The sequence below is a fragment of the Erythrobacter sp. JB1-7 genome (assembly GCF_057365015.1).
Genome location: NZ_CP200291.1, coordinates 2,758,164 through 2,771,605, shown reverse-complemented (window position 1 = coordinate 2,771,605; position 13,442 = coordinate 2,758,164). Strand labels below are relative to the sequence as shown.

Below are 13,442 nucleotides of genomic sequence, written 5' to 3'. Positions count from 1 at the left end.
GCGTTTGGTTTTTTGACAGGATAGCATCGGCTTTATGGCCAAGAAATTCCTTTACTTCATCGCGTTTTGCATTGTCGTCTTTCTGATCGGCCGGATCGGCTACGAAATGTTTCAAGACGACATCGCGCGCATCGCGCTTGTGCCTTCCGCTGAATTTGAGCCTCAAGAAGCGCTTAAAACGAACGCTTATGAAGACCCTGCCATGTGGTATTCGCGCCCCGGAATGGGCACAAGCGATCCCGCGCGCTGGCAGCCCGCCTTCGCTCCGACCGGCGACGGTCAGGAACAAGGGGAAAATGCGACTTCTGCAGCTCAGAGCGAGCCCCAGAAAGCAGCCAACAATGCCGAAACGCCGGGCTTTGCCGTCTTCTTTATTCATCCCACCAGCTATCTCAATCGCGCGAGCTGGAATGCACCCATTGGCGAAAACGCAGATGCCGAAGCAGAGCGTATCGCCAAACTGTTTGTGCGCGGCATGGCCAGTCCTTTCAACGCTGCAGATGAGATCTGGGCTCCGCGCTATCGCCAGGCGACCATGGGCGCGTTTCTAACCGATGCACCCGAAGGGCAACAGGCGATTGATGCTGCCTATGAGGATGTCAAAGACGCCTATCTCTACTTCCTCTCATCATTGGATGATGACACCCCCATTGTGCTTTCTGGACACAGCCAAGGATCGCTGCATCTGATCCGATTGCTGCGCGAAGAAGTGCAGGGATCGCCAATCGCTGATCGGCTGGTAGCGGCATATGCAGTCGGGTGGCCGATCTCTATCGAACACGACCTGCCAGAGATGGGCATCGGAGCCTGCTCTTCGCCTACCGAAACAGGCTGCCTGCTTTCCTGGTCAAGCTTTGCCGAACCAGCCGATCCCTCTTCGGTCATCGAAACCTATGCCAGTTCTGTAGGCTTTGATGGTAATCCTCGCGGCGATAGCGAGATCGTCTGCACCAATCCGCTGACCGGCGGGTCTGGCGGCGCGGCTGATGAAGATGCCAATCTTGGCACTTTAGTGCCCGATGACGATCTATCGAGCGGTTTGCTTTACCCCGCGGCCATCCCAGCGCGCTGCGATAATCGCGGCTTGCTGTTGATCGGTAATCCGCCAGAGCTCGGTTCTTATGTGCTGCCGGGCAACAATTATCACGTTTATGACATCCCCTTGTTTTGGGCAAACACCCAGGCCGATGTGAATGGCCGGGTTCGCGCCTTCCTTGGCGATGTCGAGGACGGCAATACAGCACCGCAAGCATCAGGCAGCGCATCCTGATTACCGAAGTCGCACCCGATTTCGCCAATGGCTTGCCGAATGGCGGCGTGCTGCTTGGCCTTGATCTTGGGACCAAGACGATTGGCACCGCTTTATGCGATGCTGGCTGGCGATTTGCGACCAATGGCAAAACTCTTGCACGCGGCAAATGGGGCCGTGATCGCGCGGTCATCGAAGCGCTTGTGAAAGAGCGTACAGTGCGCGGCATCGTGCTTGGCCTGCCGCGCAATATGGATGGCAGCGAAGGGCCGCGCGCCCAGTCTTCGCGCGCTTATGCTCGAAACTTGGCCGATACCTTTGCGCTTCCTGTGTTGTTATGGGATGAGCGATGGTCTTCGCAAAGCGCCGAAGCAGCGATGATCGGGCAGGATATGAGCCGTGCCAAGCGCGCCCAAGCGATAGACAGCCACGCCGCTGCCATCATCTTGCAAGGCGCGATTGATAGGTTGGCCGGCGGAGTGATCTAGGCCGCCGATGCGGAGGCGTTTCGCAGACTAAACCAGGCCCAGTTCTGCGCGTTTTTGCCTGGCCACGGCCGCGACCATTTTACTGCCGCAATTCTCCCCCTCGCGCCATAAAGCATCGCGAGCTTCTGGATGACAATAGACTGCAGAACGCGCCTCAAAACTGGCAAGCCGCAGGCGTTCACTGGGATGTGTTTCACCGACCCACTCCGCATATTCAAGAGCATCATCCGAACCGCTCGCCACCGCGATACGCATAAACACCTCGCTGGCATTGGGGCTCAAAACACGGCTGATCTCTTGCCGTTCCAGATCGAAGCCATATTGATCGAACCATCCCTGCACCGGATCAACATGCATGATGTTCAGCGATACGGACAGGCTTTCAGGCGGCAATTGGGAATGCACATCGCGATGCGCCCGGTACAGCAAGATACGCCCTTCCTTCAGGCAGCTGCGCTCAGCAAACCGCAGATCAACCCGTTCACCGGCGAGGCCCGTTACGCTGTCATAATCATATTCGAAATAGTCGCTCTGGTAGCCCGGCCCCAGATATCCGCTGGTCAGAAACGAAAAATTGTGATCGTGAGGTATCCCATACACGAACGAGCGTGCCCCGCTGTTCTTGAAACACAAATCGTCTTCTGCGGGCCAAATATTGGCTCGCAAAAACATGCCGCCGCGCACTTGGCTTAAAACGATAGCTTGCGGGCCATATCCTGTCGCAATCTCGTGTGCGGAACGCCCGCAAAGCCTGTCAACCAGCCGATCGGCAAGGAAGGTCCGGTTTGCATTCAACTGCTTGAGCCATTCAGCCGCTTCGATAACACTATCGGCATCATAAGGGTCGAAATGAAGGCCTTCCAGCGCATCGATACATTGATCGAGCGAGCAGGTTTTTGCCACTTTTGCTGCGTCTTCAGTGCCCTCATCAATGACAAGCGGCATTACGCTGCCGCTCCAAGCAAATGCGCGAGTTCGGGTTGAGTTTCCCTCAAAGCTTTGCGCAAATCGAACGCATCCAAAGATAACGGATCAGTTTCGCGTGCTATAATCTCATCCAACAATGCGATGCCGCGTGCGGGATTGAGCGCAAGTGACTGGCGAACAGCCTCCCAGCGCACATCAAGATCCTCGCTCTGGTCGAGCGCGCAAATGCGCATCGCATCAAGTCCGCTTTGGTCGCCCAAAGCGCCCAGCACGCCCAAAGCCATGAATTTCTGGCTGGCCAGCTTATCCCCGCTGACTGATTGGACAAGCGCGCCATCTTCCAGCTTGTATTCGCGCGTGGGCTGCGGATTGGGAGCGTTTCGAGACAGTTGCAAAACCACCATTGCCCCATCCACTCGTATCACCTGACGCGCTTCGCACGGCCCCTTTGTCACAATGACAGCTCCGGCGCGCCAACGAGCATGGCAGGTATCGATTATGGTGTCGTATCCGTCGCATTGGCGAACTTCGTGAAGCACGCCATCAGCTGATCCTTTCACAACGCATTCATGCGTCTGACGATCTGAAAAAACGGCTGTTTCAGGCTGGATCAGGTTTGCTTGCTCTTCATAAACGTTCACACTCAGGGCCGCGCGTCCGCTCGACATCAACACCATATTGGCGTTTGCATCAGAAGAGCGGTGCTGGAAGGTCAGATTTCCAAGAGGATATTCGCGCGACGCAGCAATAACGCAGCGCTGCCATATCTGTACAAATGTGCTGGCGCTTATAAAGTCTGACACAAGGGTGTCGAGATGTTCGCAATCTGCCAAATCCTCGCCAACACCGAACCTTTCCAGATCGCCCAGTATCGCCTGAGTGTGGTCTTGCGATTTCCATTTTGAAACCGCGGCCCGAAACTGCTCTTGATTGGAACTATGACGAATTGGATCGCTTCGCATAGCTGCAATGGCGGGGTGAATATTCACCGCAATACGCCCTTCACCACTCCCTTAACCCTCGGCCTCTGGTGGCAAAACGTCATAAAGATAGACCATGATATCGACGATGGTTTCGTTGTAGATTGGCCCTGATTGCTGAACCAGAGAGCCAAACAATCCCTGCGCCGTGCTGAGGCCTGGAAGAGAAGTCAGGTCGATTTTTGCGCCGTCCATATTCGATCACCTTCACCATTAAGCAGCCAGTTCACAAACCGCCTGACTCGCTTTAGGCATGATGGGTCACCATGTTCGTGTGACCGAATTAAAACTCGGTTAGATCATTTTGTTTTGATGTCAGGAAGCGTGCATGAGTTCTGAGGCCGCCAAATTTGACGCCCGCGAGGCATCGAAGTTTTTCTTCCGTCACGGCCATACCGGCTGGCTGGGCCTTCGATACAGCAGTCACGGTGGCAATTGGGTCGAACTTGAATTGCCCTGGCGCGAAGATTTGCTCGGCGAAGATGCGCAGGACAAGGCGGCTGCCGTGCTAGCCTCTGGCCCGATCATCAGCCTGATGGATATGGCCAGCGGCATGTCCATCTGGCAGACATCAACCACATTCACCCCTGTCGCAACTCTGGACTTGAGAGTTGATTACCAGCGCCCCGCTCGCCCGCAATGCAGCGTCTTTGGCCGAGTTGAATGCTACAAAATGACACGCTCTGCCGCTTTTGTCAGGGGTGTCGCCTATGATGAAGACATCGATGACCCGGTCGCTCATGTTGCAGGCGTGTTTATGACGATCGCCAAAGACGCGCGAACGGCTGCCAAAGCCAAAATCGAAGGGGCCCATGATGACTGACACAAACGGTCCGCCCCTGACGCCTTATGCCCGTTCGCTTGGCATTGAGATGGCTCAAATCGAGAATGATCTGCCGATCCTGACAATCGACTTCGGTTCCAACGTGGAAGGCAGGCCAGGCTATTTTCACGGCGGCGCAACCGCCGGTCTTTTGGAAAATGCAGGCTATGCCGCCTTGCGCTCAGTTCTCACCCATGAAGGACGTGTTGATGCAAGCATGAAGCCGATCAACATCACCGTCCAATATCTGTCAGCCGGCCAACAAAAGCAGACATTTGCGCTTGGCCGGATCACCCGGCTGGGCCGCCGAAATGCAAATGTGACGGTGGAAGCCTGGCAGGATGATCGCACTCGCCCAATTGCAAGCGCAGTGATGAACATACTGGTGAGTTAAGGCCCGCTTGGTTCAAGCGCCAAACCGTCTTCATCCAGCCGCAAATCGACACTAACCCCGTCAACATCGGTGGTCAGCGTCACGCCATTTTCGTCAAAGCGCAGCTCTGTTCCTTCCTCATCAAGCGGGATTGTCTCACCCTCTTCTATGTCGAACCGCTCTAATGGACCTTGGGGATTAGGCGACGATTTGGGCGCTGGCGCGGTCTTCAGCGACAAGGCACCGCGCATGAAATCCTTCCAGATGCGCGCTGGCAAACCGCCGCCGGTGACTTTACCCATGGGCGTATTGTCATCATTGCCAACCCAAACCCCCACCACCAACGCATCCTCGCCTTCGCCGGCATAGCCAACGAACAGCGCATCGCGGTAGTTTTGAGTCGTTCCGGTCTTGCCGTAATTGGCAATTGGCAATGTGGCCGCTTTGCCTGTGCCGCGATTGATTGCGGCGCGCAGCATCTTTTCTATATCGTCATGCGCGCTTGAAGACACGCTGTCTTCAGGCGTTGTCAGCCATTCCCACCAGGTTTCTTCTTGTTGCGGGAACGCAAATGCGCGCACGGGAAATTCATTGGCCGCAATCCCCGCATAGGCGGATGTGAGCTCAAGCAATGTCATGGACGAGGTGCCCAAAGCAAGGCTGGGATCACCTTCGGCCATAGGCGAGGTCACCCCCAGCGACCGGGCCGTGCGGATCACCCGTTCACTGCCAATTTCGTTGAACAACCGCACAGTTGCCACATTGCTGGATGTCGCCAGTGCATTTTCCAGTGTGATCGTCTCCGAATAACTGCCGCCTGAATTTTTGGGCCGGTAAGACCCTTTTTCTATCGGAGTGTTGGGCAAGGTGTCATCGGGTTCCCAACCTGCTTCCAGAGCGGCCAGATAGACGAACAGCTTGAACGTTGAACCGGGCTGGCGCTTTGCCTGTGTCGCGCGGTTGAACGGCGATACCGCGTAATCTTTGCCGCCCAGCATGGCGACAACTTCGCCCGTGGGCCGCATTGCAATCAGAGCCACTTGAGCATCGCCCAATGCGGCGCGGCCAATCACACGTCCGGCCAGTTTTTGCAGCCGCGCATCAAGCGTAGTTTCGACCACTTGCGCAGAATAGCTTGTCTCCATCCCTGCCCTCGCCAATGGCAGCGCCCAGTCGGCAAAATAGGTGCCCGTGGGCAAGTCATCGCGCGTGCGCACATCGAGCTTTGGCACAGGCAGTGCGTCGCGTTCTTCCTGCGTCATATACCCTGCATCCACCATGGCTTGGGTGACTAAGTACATACGAGAGCGGGCTCTCTCAAAATGGCGTGTAGGATTGTAACGCGACGGTGCCTGTAGGAGACCTGCCAGCATAGCTGCTTGTTCTGGAAGGAGATTTTCAGGCTTGCGATAGAAATAATGGAGGCTGGCTGCGCGCAAACCATATTGATTGTCGCCGAAATAGGCGTTGGACAGATATCGGCCCAGAATTTCGTCTTTGGTGAGCTGGGATTCCATCCACAAAGCGATCAACGCCTCGCGCGCTTTGCGGGTCATGGTCTGTTCTGGCGTGAGGAATGTGAACTTTGCCAATTGCTGGGTGATCGTGCTGCCCCCGCCCCGCCCAGTCCAGGCAGCGCGTGCAATGCCGCGCGGGTCGACACCCCAATGCGAATAAAACCGCCGGTCCTCAATCGCGAGAAAGGCTTCGATTACATGATCTGGCAAAGCGTTCACTTCGACCGGCGCGGCGACCACGGCCCCGCTTCGCGCAATCGGCGTTCCGTCACTTGCCAGCAGAGTAACCTGCGGCGGGGCAATCGGCTCCAAGCTTTTGGACAAGGGTGCGGTGACAGCGAGCCACGCCACCAGCAGGATAAAAGCAAAGAGGCTGAGAGCGACAATCCGCACCGCCCACCAGCGTTTCTTGCGCCCGCGATAATATGCAGGCCTCCACCATGGAAGGCGTTTGCGCTCCTCAGGGGCAATGTGATCATCCAGCTCGCCGAGCCGTTGATCCCAGCTATCGTAATCGGGGATCGGGCGCGTAGTGTGTGAAGTTTGCGGCGTCAGATCATCGTCGTCAAATACTGGGCGCTGGCTTTCATAGGTGGCGAAATACTCACCATCCGGCGTATCACCTTCCGACCGACGGCCAGCCGCAGCATCGCGCCCCTGCGAGTATTTCCAGAATCGGTCAAATACGCCCATACACCAACTGTGTTAGCAAAGTATTACACTGGCGTGCAATGGCCCCCTTTGATTTTCGATTGCTTCCAAGCGCTAGAGGCTGACGACGCAGCATTGCGAGCACACAGTTATCGTCAACTATCGCTCAAATTTCGTTGGCATAACCACAAATTCGTTTCTCTCCGTTATGGCAGGTTTCCAATAAACCCTCGCTGAGTTAGCTCGTCTATCGGCCTCTGATATAGTAAATCTCACCCCTAAGACATTAATGTTCGATCCAAACTCCTCGCTATAATTGAGATTGAGAATCTGTGGATTTGAATAATCTCCAGAACGCATGAAGCTAAAAAATAGATATTCACCTTTTATTTTAATATTTAATCGTAAGCTGACTATACTTTTACCGACCTTCAATAGTGAAAAATCCAGCTTATCAGTTTCCCTATTAATAACTTCGCCATAAAGAAGATCAAATCGTATCGGATCTATTGCCTCAGCCTGAATTATGGGTTTGCCAACATTTAGGAGAACTGCCAAATCAAAAGCGTTGTCATTGTCTGTGTCTTGCAAGCACCAACGTGCATCACGAACGCTATTTAAGAGCCGCCCAAATTCAGAATTCCCACGACCAATACCTGTCAGATCACGCGTACAATACATCCTAAATCTTTCGTCAACCCCGTCTTCTAATCCCAAAACAACTTCGGGCAGGAGATCTCCAGCTTCGAACTCATATGTTCGCCCGCCCGCTTTCACCATGACACTTTCATTTAAGCGTACTGAAATCGCCCAACTTAGCGGCGAACTGAATATTATCTGATGCTCAAACACTCGCCCCTTGCTCGGTTGAACTCTGCCCGGAAAGAAGAGATGAGGGGTTTGAATCCAGGATATCTTTTCTTCAATCGGAAGCAACTCGATAACCGAAATCGGAACTGGTCTAGCTGGTTTTTTTGGTGGATGTGTGCGACCAGCAGGCTTCGCCTTCGCGGGATTGCTTATCCATGGAGGTATCGGTGGACTGACATCTTGAACAGGTCCGTCATCGGTTGAAGGTGTAGCAAGTTCCGACTGGGTAACGACTAATGACGGAGGTAAAGTTTGCTCATTCGACCCATGATCTGAAGCGCTCTGCTGCACTTCAATTTGAGGATTCTGAGCTCTGCTGCCTTCAGTTGCAAAGAACGAAGAAAAGGCAAGCAGGAAGGCAATACCGCAAAGGAAGCCCTTCGTTAGCACACTCTTTATACCCATCAAACTACTCAGCAAAAGAAACAGCCCCTTCCGGCAAATCCTCGCCAAACACGCGCTGGTAGTATTCGCTTACCAGCACGCGCTCTGCCTCATCGCATTTGTTGAGGAATGACAGGCGGAAGGCAAAGCCCATTGACTTGAAGATCGCCGCATTCTGCGCCCATGTAATGACGGTGCGCGGGCTCATCACTGTGGAGATATCGCCGTTCATAAAGCCCTGCCGCGTGAGATCCGCTACTTTGATCATGTCGGCAATCACGCCATCATCGGTATCCGGCGTCTTCGACTTAACGATGGCTTTTTCTGTATCGGCATCGAGATAATTGAGCGCCACCACGACATTCCAGCGGTCCATCTGCGCCTGGTTGATCGCCTGTGTGCCATGATACAGCCCGCTGGTATCGCCCAGCCCCACCGTATTGGTGGTCGCAAACAGGCGGAAATGCGGGTTCGGCGTGATCACGCGGTTCTGATCGAGCAGTGTCAAACGGCCATCAAATTCGAGGATACGCTGGATAACGAACATCACATCCGGGCGACCCGCATCGTATTCATCAAAGGTCAATGCAACCGGATGCTGCAACGCCCATGGCAAAATACCCTCTTTGAATTCAGTGACTTGCAATCCATCTTTCAACACGATTGCATCGCGCCCGATCAGGTCGATCCGGCTGATATGCGCGTCCAAATTCACCCGGATGCTGGGCCAATTGAGACGAGCTGCGACCTGTTCGATATGAGTTGACTTGCCCGTCCCGTGATAGCCCTGAACCATCACGCGGCGATTATGCGCAAATCCGGCGAGGATCGCCAGCGTGGTGTCAGGATCAAAAACGTAATCCGCGTCAAATTCAGGCACATGCTCGCTTGCCTCGGAAAAGGCAGGCACTTGCCAATCGACATCAATGCCAAAGACATCGCGCACATCAATCGTCGTATCGGGAGAGGCGGGAATGGCGGTTGCGCCGGCGGTGTTGGGTGTAGCAGGTGAGTTCATTGCAGAGGCCGCGTTAATGGCCTTAAGCCAAGCGGGCAAGAGGGTCAGCGCGGCTTGCGCCTCACTATTTTTATCAAGGGGTTTGGGCGGGCACACGAATATCGCGCAAATGCCCCCTTTTTATCCAAATCCGCGCGCCATTGCCTCCTGCGGTGACAGACGCTTTTTGCCCCGGAGGCCAACGAACCCAGTCATGAACACCGTAGCGATCACCGCCGATCTCCATATCGCCTTTGAGCACAAGCAGTTCAAAACCGCCTTTTTCGCTCATTTCAATACAAGCGCTGGCATCCCATTCCTCAAGCGCGACATGCTCGTAATCCCTCTTTGCCAGCACCGCTTCGCGCACACCTTCGCGGCGGCTATCCGCGGTTAATGGCAGCGTGGTGAGATCAAGCGCGAATTGATCGCAGTCTGCCGGATCAAACTGCCACAATTTGACAAAGATCGTGCAACCATCCTCTGATCTGGGCGTATGGCGCGTGCCAACCGGATTACGCACATAAGTGCCCGCCGGATAATCGCCGTGCTCATCCTGAAACACGCCTTCAAGCACTATGAATTCTTCACCGCCTGAATGGGTATGCTCGGCAAAAGCGCTGCCTTTAGCATAGCGGACGATAGAGGTTGCCCGGGCCACCTCATCGCCGATGCGGTCAAGCATCCTGCGATCCACACCCGCCATAGGCGAGGCGCTCCATTCCAGTGTGCTTGTGTGCACCATCGCGGGGGAGGCAAAGTCGGCGTTGATCTGCATGGTCAATCACATGGGCATCACGAGCGGATTTTAAAAGCGGCAGCGTCTCTCGAAAAATGCGATTGGAGTAATTACCTTGCTCTGATGGCTGACCCAATCGAAGCCCTGCGACTAAAAGTGGTCGAACAAGTGCGCGGTGTCTTTAACGACACCTCAGCCGGGCAAAAGCCAGTGCCGCCTTCTGATGAGGCATTGTTCGCGCGTGATACGCCCATTCGCATGGTGCATGCTGATCTGGTTGGGATGATGACTGGCGGGATACGCGGGCTTTTGCTGCAAATGCTCCACCCTCACGCCTTGCAAGGTGTGCTCGATCATTCCAATTTTCGCGAGGATATGCATGGCCGGCTGCGCCGCACCGCTCGCTTTATCGCCGTGACCACCTTCGGGCATGAGGACGAAGCGATGCGCGCGATTGACCGGGTGAACCGCATTCACGCCCGTGTCGGCGGCACCTTGCCCGATGGCACGCCTTACATCGCCAACAATCCGCGCACATTGGCATGGGTTCATGTGGTCGAGGCGCAGAGTTTCCTTGCCGGATATGTCCGCCATGTCCGGCCCGATATGCCTGGTGCGGAAAGGGATGAATATTACCGGCAATTCGCAGTGATCGCGCGAGCATTGGGGGCGGACCCCGTGCCTGAAACCCGCGCAGAGGCTGATGCGATCTTTCGCGAATTGCGCAGCGATTTGCGCGCCACACCCGCAGCGCGCGAAGTGGCCCAACTGGTTTTAACCCAGCGCCCTCCCGGCACGCCTCCCGGTGTGCAAGCAATGTTGGGGGCAGACGCGGTGTCCATGCTGCCTGATTGGGCGCGCGGAATGCTGCGGTTGCAGCGCCCTCGCCTGACCGCCCTGCCCGCACGCGCTGCCACATCAGCCGTTGGACGAACATTGCGCTGGGCATTCAAACAAAACTGATCGCCGGATTTTCGCCGCCCTCTGATACACTTCGCCCGCTGAGTCGCTGACGAAGGAGGCGTTTGTGTATGTAGCTATTGCCGTGCTGTCCGTGCCCGGGGGCAATCGGGACGAATATCAAAAAGCCGCGCAATTCATGGCCGACTGGTCGATGAGCCAGGGCGCATTGGAAGTCATGGAATTGTGGGAAGCCAATGTGCCGACAGGCAAAACCACCGATCTTCGCAAAGCTGTTGCTGCACAAGATGGCGAGCAGATTGTCGCAGGATGGGTGATCTGGCCGGACAAGGAAACGCTCACCAAAGCGCAAGAGGCCATGGGACGCGGCGAAGGGTTCGAAGGCTATCCTGAAGGCGATCCTCCGTTCGATCCGGCGCGCATGATTTTTGGCGAATTTACTCCCGTTTTGACCAGAGGACGCGGCTGAAATGGCTGAATTCACATTCTACACTGTCGCGATGAGCCGGGGGCAGATTTCGCGTTGGGCTTTGCACGAAGCGGGAGCGGACTACGCCTCTGTGGTGTTTGATTGGGCCACGCGGCCCGATAGTTTCAAAGACATCAATCCGATGAACAAAGTGCCCGTTCTGGTGCATCATCAAAGCGGCCAAGACCATGTGATCACAGAGGCGGCTGCGATCAACCATTACCTTGCAGAAACGCATCCCGATAAAGGCCTTCTGCCACAACACGATGAGATGGCGGCCTATTTCCGCTGGATGTTCTTTGCAGCCGGACCGCTTGAACAGGCTCTTTTGGCGAAAGCTTTGGGCTGGGAAGTGTCCGAAGATCGCACCCGGACGGCAGGTTTTGGCACGCTGGACCTCGCCCTTTCTGCGATGGAAGACTGGCTTACTCATAACGATTTTGCCGCCGGATCGCGTTTCACAATGGCCGACACATATGTCGGCAGCCAATTCGTGTGGGGTCTTAGGTTCGGCTCGATCCCTGAAAGCCCTGCGTTCAAAGCCTATGTAGAGCGCATCACCCAGCGGCCTGCCTATAGTGAGGCAAATGCGATCGATGCTGCGCTGATTGAACAGGCGGGCAGCTAGGTCAAAGCACGGCTTTTCTGGAGCAGTTGATAGGCCTCAACCACCTTACCCAGCCGCGCCTCGTATTTGCGGTCCCCGCCATTTCGGTCGGGGTGATAGCGGCGGACCAGCTCTGAATATCGCCGCCGCAATCGCCGTTTATCGGTGCCTGTGCCCAGGCCCATGACTTCCAGCGCTTCGGCTTCGTCTTTGGAAAACCGCCCATCCATGGCCATTGCCGCCTCGCGCTGGGCTTTGCTTTTGATCCCCGCCGCGCGCGCAGAAATCGCATCAAGCGGATCGTTGAAATCGGCCCAGCGCGGCATACCGTCAACATGGACTTTGGCGGAAAACCCCGGACTTTCGGTGCGCCATCCCGACATTGGCGATTGCGCGGCGAGGATTTCGTCCGCGCTCATGCCCTCGAACCAATCATAGCCCGCGTTGAATTCGCGCACATGCTCAAGACAGAACCAGCGCCATGTGCCCGGCCCATCAAACCCGGCAGCACGGTGACCGGGCGCGCGAAACTCTCCGGCCTCGGTGCAACCGGGCCGTTCGCATTGCCGATGCGCGCCTTCATGGCGGCCATGAAATCGGGATTGAGCCATTAAGAGCTTGAGAATGGTGCCTCATATGCCAAATGCCAAGACTTGCAATTCGGGAAACACACAAATGGTTGGACACATAGCTGACGAAATGAGCGCGCTTTTGACGCAGGCCTTCGCGCCGACGCGGCTTGAGATTATCAATGACAGCGCCAGCCATGCTGGCCATTCAGGCGATGATGGATCGGGCGAATCGCACTTTACCATCGTGATCGAGGCGGCCCAGTTCGCCGATATGACGCGCCTTGCCCGGCAGCGAGCGGTGATCGCAGCACTCGGCGATATTGTTGGCGAGCGAGTGCATGCTGTCGCGATCAAAGCTGGCGTGCCCACAGGGTGAGCGAACCTGCAGCCGGCCCCTTACGCATCCGCCGATCCGCGCGCATCATCGTGCTCGGTCCGCAGTCCCGCGCACTCATGTTTCGCTTTAATGTGCCGGGCCGTGCGCCTTTTTGGGTAACGGCCGGCGGTGAATGCGAAGCTGGTGAGACGTTCGAAGAAGCCGCGCGGCGTGAATTGCTTGAAGAGACCGGCATTATTGCTGATCCGGGGAAGCAAATCGCGCGCACCACTCCGCAATTTGTCACGGTCGAAGGCGAGCCTGTGCAAGCCGATGAACGCTATTTCCTCATTCGCGTAGACGATGCGGCTATCGATACAGCGCGCCACACCCCGCTTGAACAAAAGGTGATGACGCAGCACCGCTGGTTCACATACCGCGAATTGGGCGAATGGCCTGAAGCAATATTTCCGGAAAATATCGCCGCCATTATAAAAAGGAATATTTCAAGCTGATTGCCCTTCGCGCACTTTCTGTTACGCATTACAACAGTTTGGGG

General features: G+C 55.7%; 17 protein-coding genes. 9 read left to right on the top strand and 8 right to left on the bottom strand.

Features of this window, described 5'->3' with window-relative positions; translation table 11 throughout:
* Nucleotides 1-34: 34 nt before the first annotated feature.
* The gene (locus tag AC0V6W_RS13465) at nt 35-1,270 is read left to right on the top strand and encodes a DUF3089 domain-containing protein (protein WP_486150799.1); all 1,236 of its coding nucleotides are present in this window, start codon (nt 35-37) and stop codon (nt 1,268-1,270) included.
* A complete protein-coding gene (gene ruvX, locus AC0V6W_RS13460) occupies nt 1,252-1,737 on the top strand; it encodes a Holliday junction resolvase RuvX (protein WP_486151637.1) in 486 nt (161 codons plus the stop codon). Before AC0V6W_RS13465 ends, ruvX begins: the two co-directional genes overlap by 19 nt.
* 27 nt (nt 1,738-1,764) lie before the next feature.
* Here ruvX and AC0V6W_RS13455 read toward each other — a convergent pair whose 3' ends face one another.
* The 3 genes from AC0V6W_RS13455 to AC0V6W_RS13445 form a co-directional block, all read right to left on the bottom strand.
* Complete coding sequence (locus tag AC0V6W_RS13455) at nt 1,765-2,682, bottom strand: transposase (protein ID WP_486150797.1); 918 nt, start codon at nt 2,680-2,682, stop codon at nt 1,765-1,767.
* On the bottom strand, nt 2,682-3,467 hold the full coding sequence (locus AC0V6W_RS13450) for a hypothetical protein (protein WP_486150795.1): 786 nt from the start codon (nt 3,465-3,467) through the stop codon (nt 2,682-2,684). The genes AC0V6W_RS13455 and AC0V6W_RS13450 overlap by 1 nt, the downstream gene beginning before the upstream one ends.
* A 210-nt stretch (nt 3,468-3,677) precedes the next feature.
* Nucleotides 3,678-3,839 (bottom strand): hypothetical protein, encoded by a 162-nt coding sequence (locus AC0V6W_RS13445; RefSeq protein WP_486150793.1) that lies wholly within the window; start codon nt 3,837-3,839, stop codon nt 3,678-3,680.
* Between the two features lie 133 nt (nt 3,840-3,972).
* On the opposite strand from AC0V6W_RS13445, the gene AC0V6W_RS13440 reads away from it, so the two are divergent.
* Both AC0V6W_RS13440 and AC0V6W_RS13435 read left to right on the top strand, forming a co-directional pair.
* The gene (locus AC0V6W_RS13440) at nt 3,973-4,467 is read left to right on the top strand and encodes a PaaI family thioesterase (protein WP_486150791.1); all 495 of its coding nucleotides are present in this window, start codon (nt 3,973-3,975) and stop codon (nt 4,465-4,467) included.
* Complete coding sequence (locus AC0V6W_RS13435; RefSeq protein WP_486150789.1) at nt 4,457-4,861, top strand: PaaI family thioesterase; 405 nt, start codon at nt 4,457-4,459, stop codon at nt 4,859-4,861. The genes AC0V6W_RS13440 and AC0V6W_RS13435 overlap by 11 nt, the downstream gene beginning before the upstream one ends.
* On the opposite strand, the gene AC0V6W_RS13430 is transcribed toward AC0V6W_RS13435, so the two are convergent.
* The 4 genes from AC0V6W_RS13430 to AC0V6W_RS13415 form a co-directional block, all read right to left on the bottom strand.
* Nucleotides 4,858-7,050 carry a transglycosylase domain-containing protein gene (locus tag AC0V6W_RS13430; protein WP_486150787.1) on the bottom strand — a complete coding sequence of 731 codons (2,193 nt, stop codon included), beginning with the start codon at nt 7,048-7,050 and terminating at the stop codon, nt 4,858-4,860. The genes AC0V6W_RS13435 and AC0V6W_RS13430 overlap by 4 nt on opposite strands.
* Before the next feature lie 117 nt (nt 7,051-7,167).
* Nucleotides 7,168-8,283, bottom strand: coding sequence for a hypothetical protein (locus AC0V6W_RS13425; protein WP_486150785.1), 1,116 nt, complete (start codon nt 8,281-8,283; stop codon nt 7,168-7,170).
* Between the two features lie 4 nt (nt 8,284-8,287).
* Entirely contained in the window at nt 8,288-9,280 is a 993-nt protein-coding gene (gene cobS, locus AC0V6W_RS13420; RefSeq protein ID WP_486150783.1) for a cobaltochelatase subunit CobS, read from the bottom strand.
* A 73-nt stretch (nt 9,281-9,353) separates the two neighbouring features.
* Nucleotides 9,354-10,037 (bottom strand): cupin domain-containing protein, encoded by a 684-nt coding sequence (locus AC0V6W_RS13415; RefSeq protein ID WP_486150781.1) that lies wholly within the window; start codon nt 10,035-10,037, stop codon nt 9,354-9,356.
* 84 nt (nt 10,038-10,121) lie between these two features.
* Here AC0V6W_RS13415 and AC0V6W_RS13410 point away from each other — a divergent pair, with 84 nt between their 5' ends.
* The 3 genes from AC0V6W_RS13410 (at nt 10,122) to AC0V6W_RS13400 (ending at nt 12,016) form a co-directional block, all read left to right on the top strand.
* Nucleotides 10,122-10,961: an oxygenase MpaB family protein gene (locus AC0V6W_RS13410; protein ID WP_486150779.1), complete on the top strand. Its 840-nt coding sequence runs from the start codon at nt 10,122-10,124 to the stop codon at nt 10,959-10,961.
* A gap of 64 nt (nt 10,962-11,025) precedes the next feature.
* Nucleotides 11,026-11,388 carry a DUF1428 domain-containing protein gene (locus tag AC0V6W_RS13405; RefSeq protein WP_486150777.1) on the top strand — a complete coding sequence of 121 codons (363 nt, stop codon included), beginning with the start codon at nt 11,026-11,028 and terminating at the stop codon, nt 11,386-11,388.
* A 1-nt stretch (nt 11,389) separates the two neighbouring features.
* Nucleotides 11,390-12,016 (top strand): glutathione S-transferase family protein, encoded by a 627-nt coding sequence (locus tag AC0V6W_RS13400; protein ID WP_486150775.1) that lies wholly within the window; start codon nt 11,390-11,392, stop codon nt 12,014-12,016.
* Here the strand turns inward: AC0V6W_RS13400 and AC0V6W_RS13395 are convergent.
* Entirely contained in the window at nt 12,013-12,606 is a 594-nt protein-coding gene (locus AC0V6W_RS13395) for a J domain-containing protein (protein WP_486150773.1), read from the bottom strand. The two genes, AC0V6W_RS13400 and AC0V6W_RS13395, sit on opposite strands and share 4 nt — an antisense overlap.
* Nucleotides 12,607-12,670: 64 nt before the next feature.
* Here AC0V6W_RS13395 and AC0V6W_RS13390 point away from each other — a divergent pair, with 64 nt between their 5' ends.
* Together AC0V6W_RS13390 and AC0V6W_RS13385 are read left to right on the top strand one after the other, a co-directional pair.
* Complete coding sequence (locus AC0V6W_RS13390) at nt 12,671-12,943, top strand: BolA family protein (protein ID WP_486150771.1); 273 nt, start codon at nt 12,671-12,673, stop codon at nt 12,941-12,943.
* Nucleotides 12,940-13,398, top strand: coding sequence for an NUDIX hydrolase (locus AC0V6W_RS13385; RefSeq protein WP_486150769.1), 459 nt, complete (start codon nt 12,940-12,942; stop codon nt 13,396-13,398). The genes AC0V6W_RS13390 and AC0V6W_RS13385 overlap by 4 nt, the downstream gene beginning before the upstream one ends.
* Nucleotides 13,399-13,442: the final 44 nt, after the last annotated feature.

Coding starts and splice junctions, on each gene's coding strand:
- AC0V6W_RS13415 (WP_486150781.1), bottom strand. CDS start 10,037: ATGCAGATCAACGCCGACTTTGCCTCCCCCGCGATGGTGCACACAAGC.
- AC0V6W_RS13435 (WP_486150789.1), top strand. CDS start 4,457: ATGATGACTGACACAAACGGTCCGCCCCTGACGCCTTATGCCCGTTCG.
- AC0V6W_RS13410 (WP_486150779.1), top strand. CDS start 10,122: ATGGCTGACCCAATCGAAGCCCTGCGACTAAAAGTGGTCGAACAAGTG.
- AC0V6W_RS13425 (WP_486150785.1), bottom strand. CDS start 8,283: ATGGGTATAAAGAGTGTGCTAACGAAGGGCTTCCTTTGCGGTATTGCC.
- AC0V6W_RS13390 (WP_486150771.1), top strand. CDS start 12,671: ATGGTTGGACACATAGCTGACGAAATGAGCGCGCTTTTGACGCAGGCC.
- AC0V6W_RS13400 (WP_486150775.1), top strand. CDS start 11,390: ATGGCTGAATTCACATTCTACACTGTCGCGATGAGCCGGGGGCAGATT.
- AC0V6W_RS13395 (WP_486150773.1), bottom strand. CDS start 12,606: ATGGCTCAATCCCGATTTCATGGCCGCCATGAAGGCGCGCATCGGCAA.
- AC0V6W_RS13430 (WP_486150787.1), bottom strand. CDS start 7,050: ATGGGCGTATTTGACCGATTCTGGAAATACTCGCAGGGGCGCGATGCT.
- AC0V6W_RS13465 (WP_486150799.1), top strand. CDS start 35: ATGGCCAAGAAATTCCTTTACTTCATCGCGTTTTGCATTGTCGTCTTT.
- AC0V6W_RS13455 (WP_486150797.1), bottom strand. CDS start 2,682: ATGCCGCTTGTCATTGATGAGGGCACTGAAGACGCAGCAAAAGTGGCA.
- AC0V6W_RS13440 (WP_486150791.1), top strand. CDS start 3,973: ATGAGTTCTGAGGCCGCCAAATTTGACGCCCGCGAGGCATCGAAGTTT.
- AC0V6W_RS13445 (WP_486150793.1), bottom strand. CDS start 3,839: ATGGACGGCGCAAAAATCGACCTGACTTCTCTTCCAGGCCTCAGCACG.
- cobS (WP_486150783.1), bottom strand. CDS start 9,280: ATGAACTCACCTGCTACACCCAACACCGCCGGCGCAACCGCCATTCCC.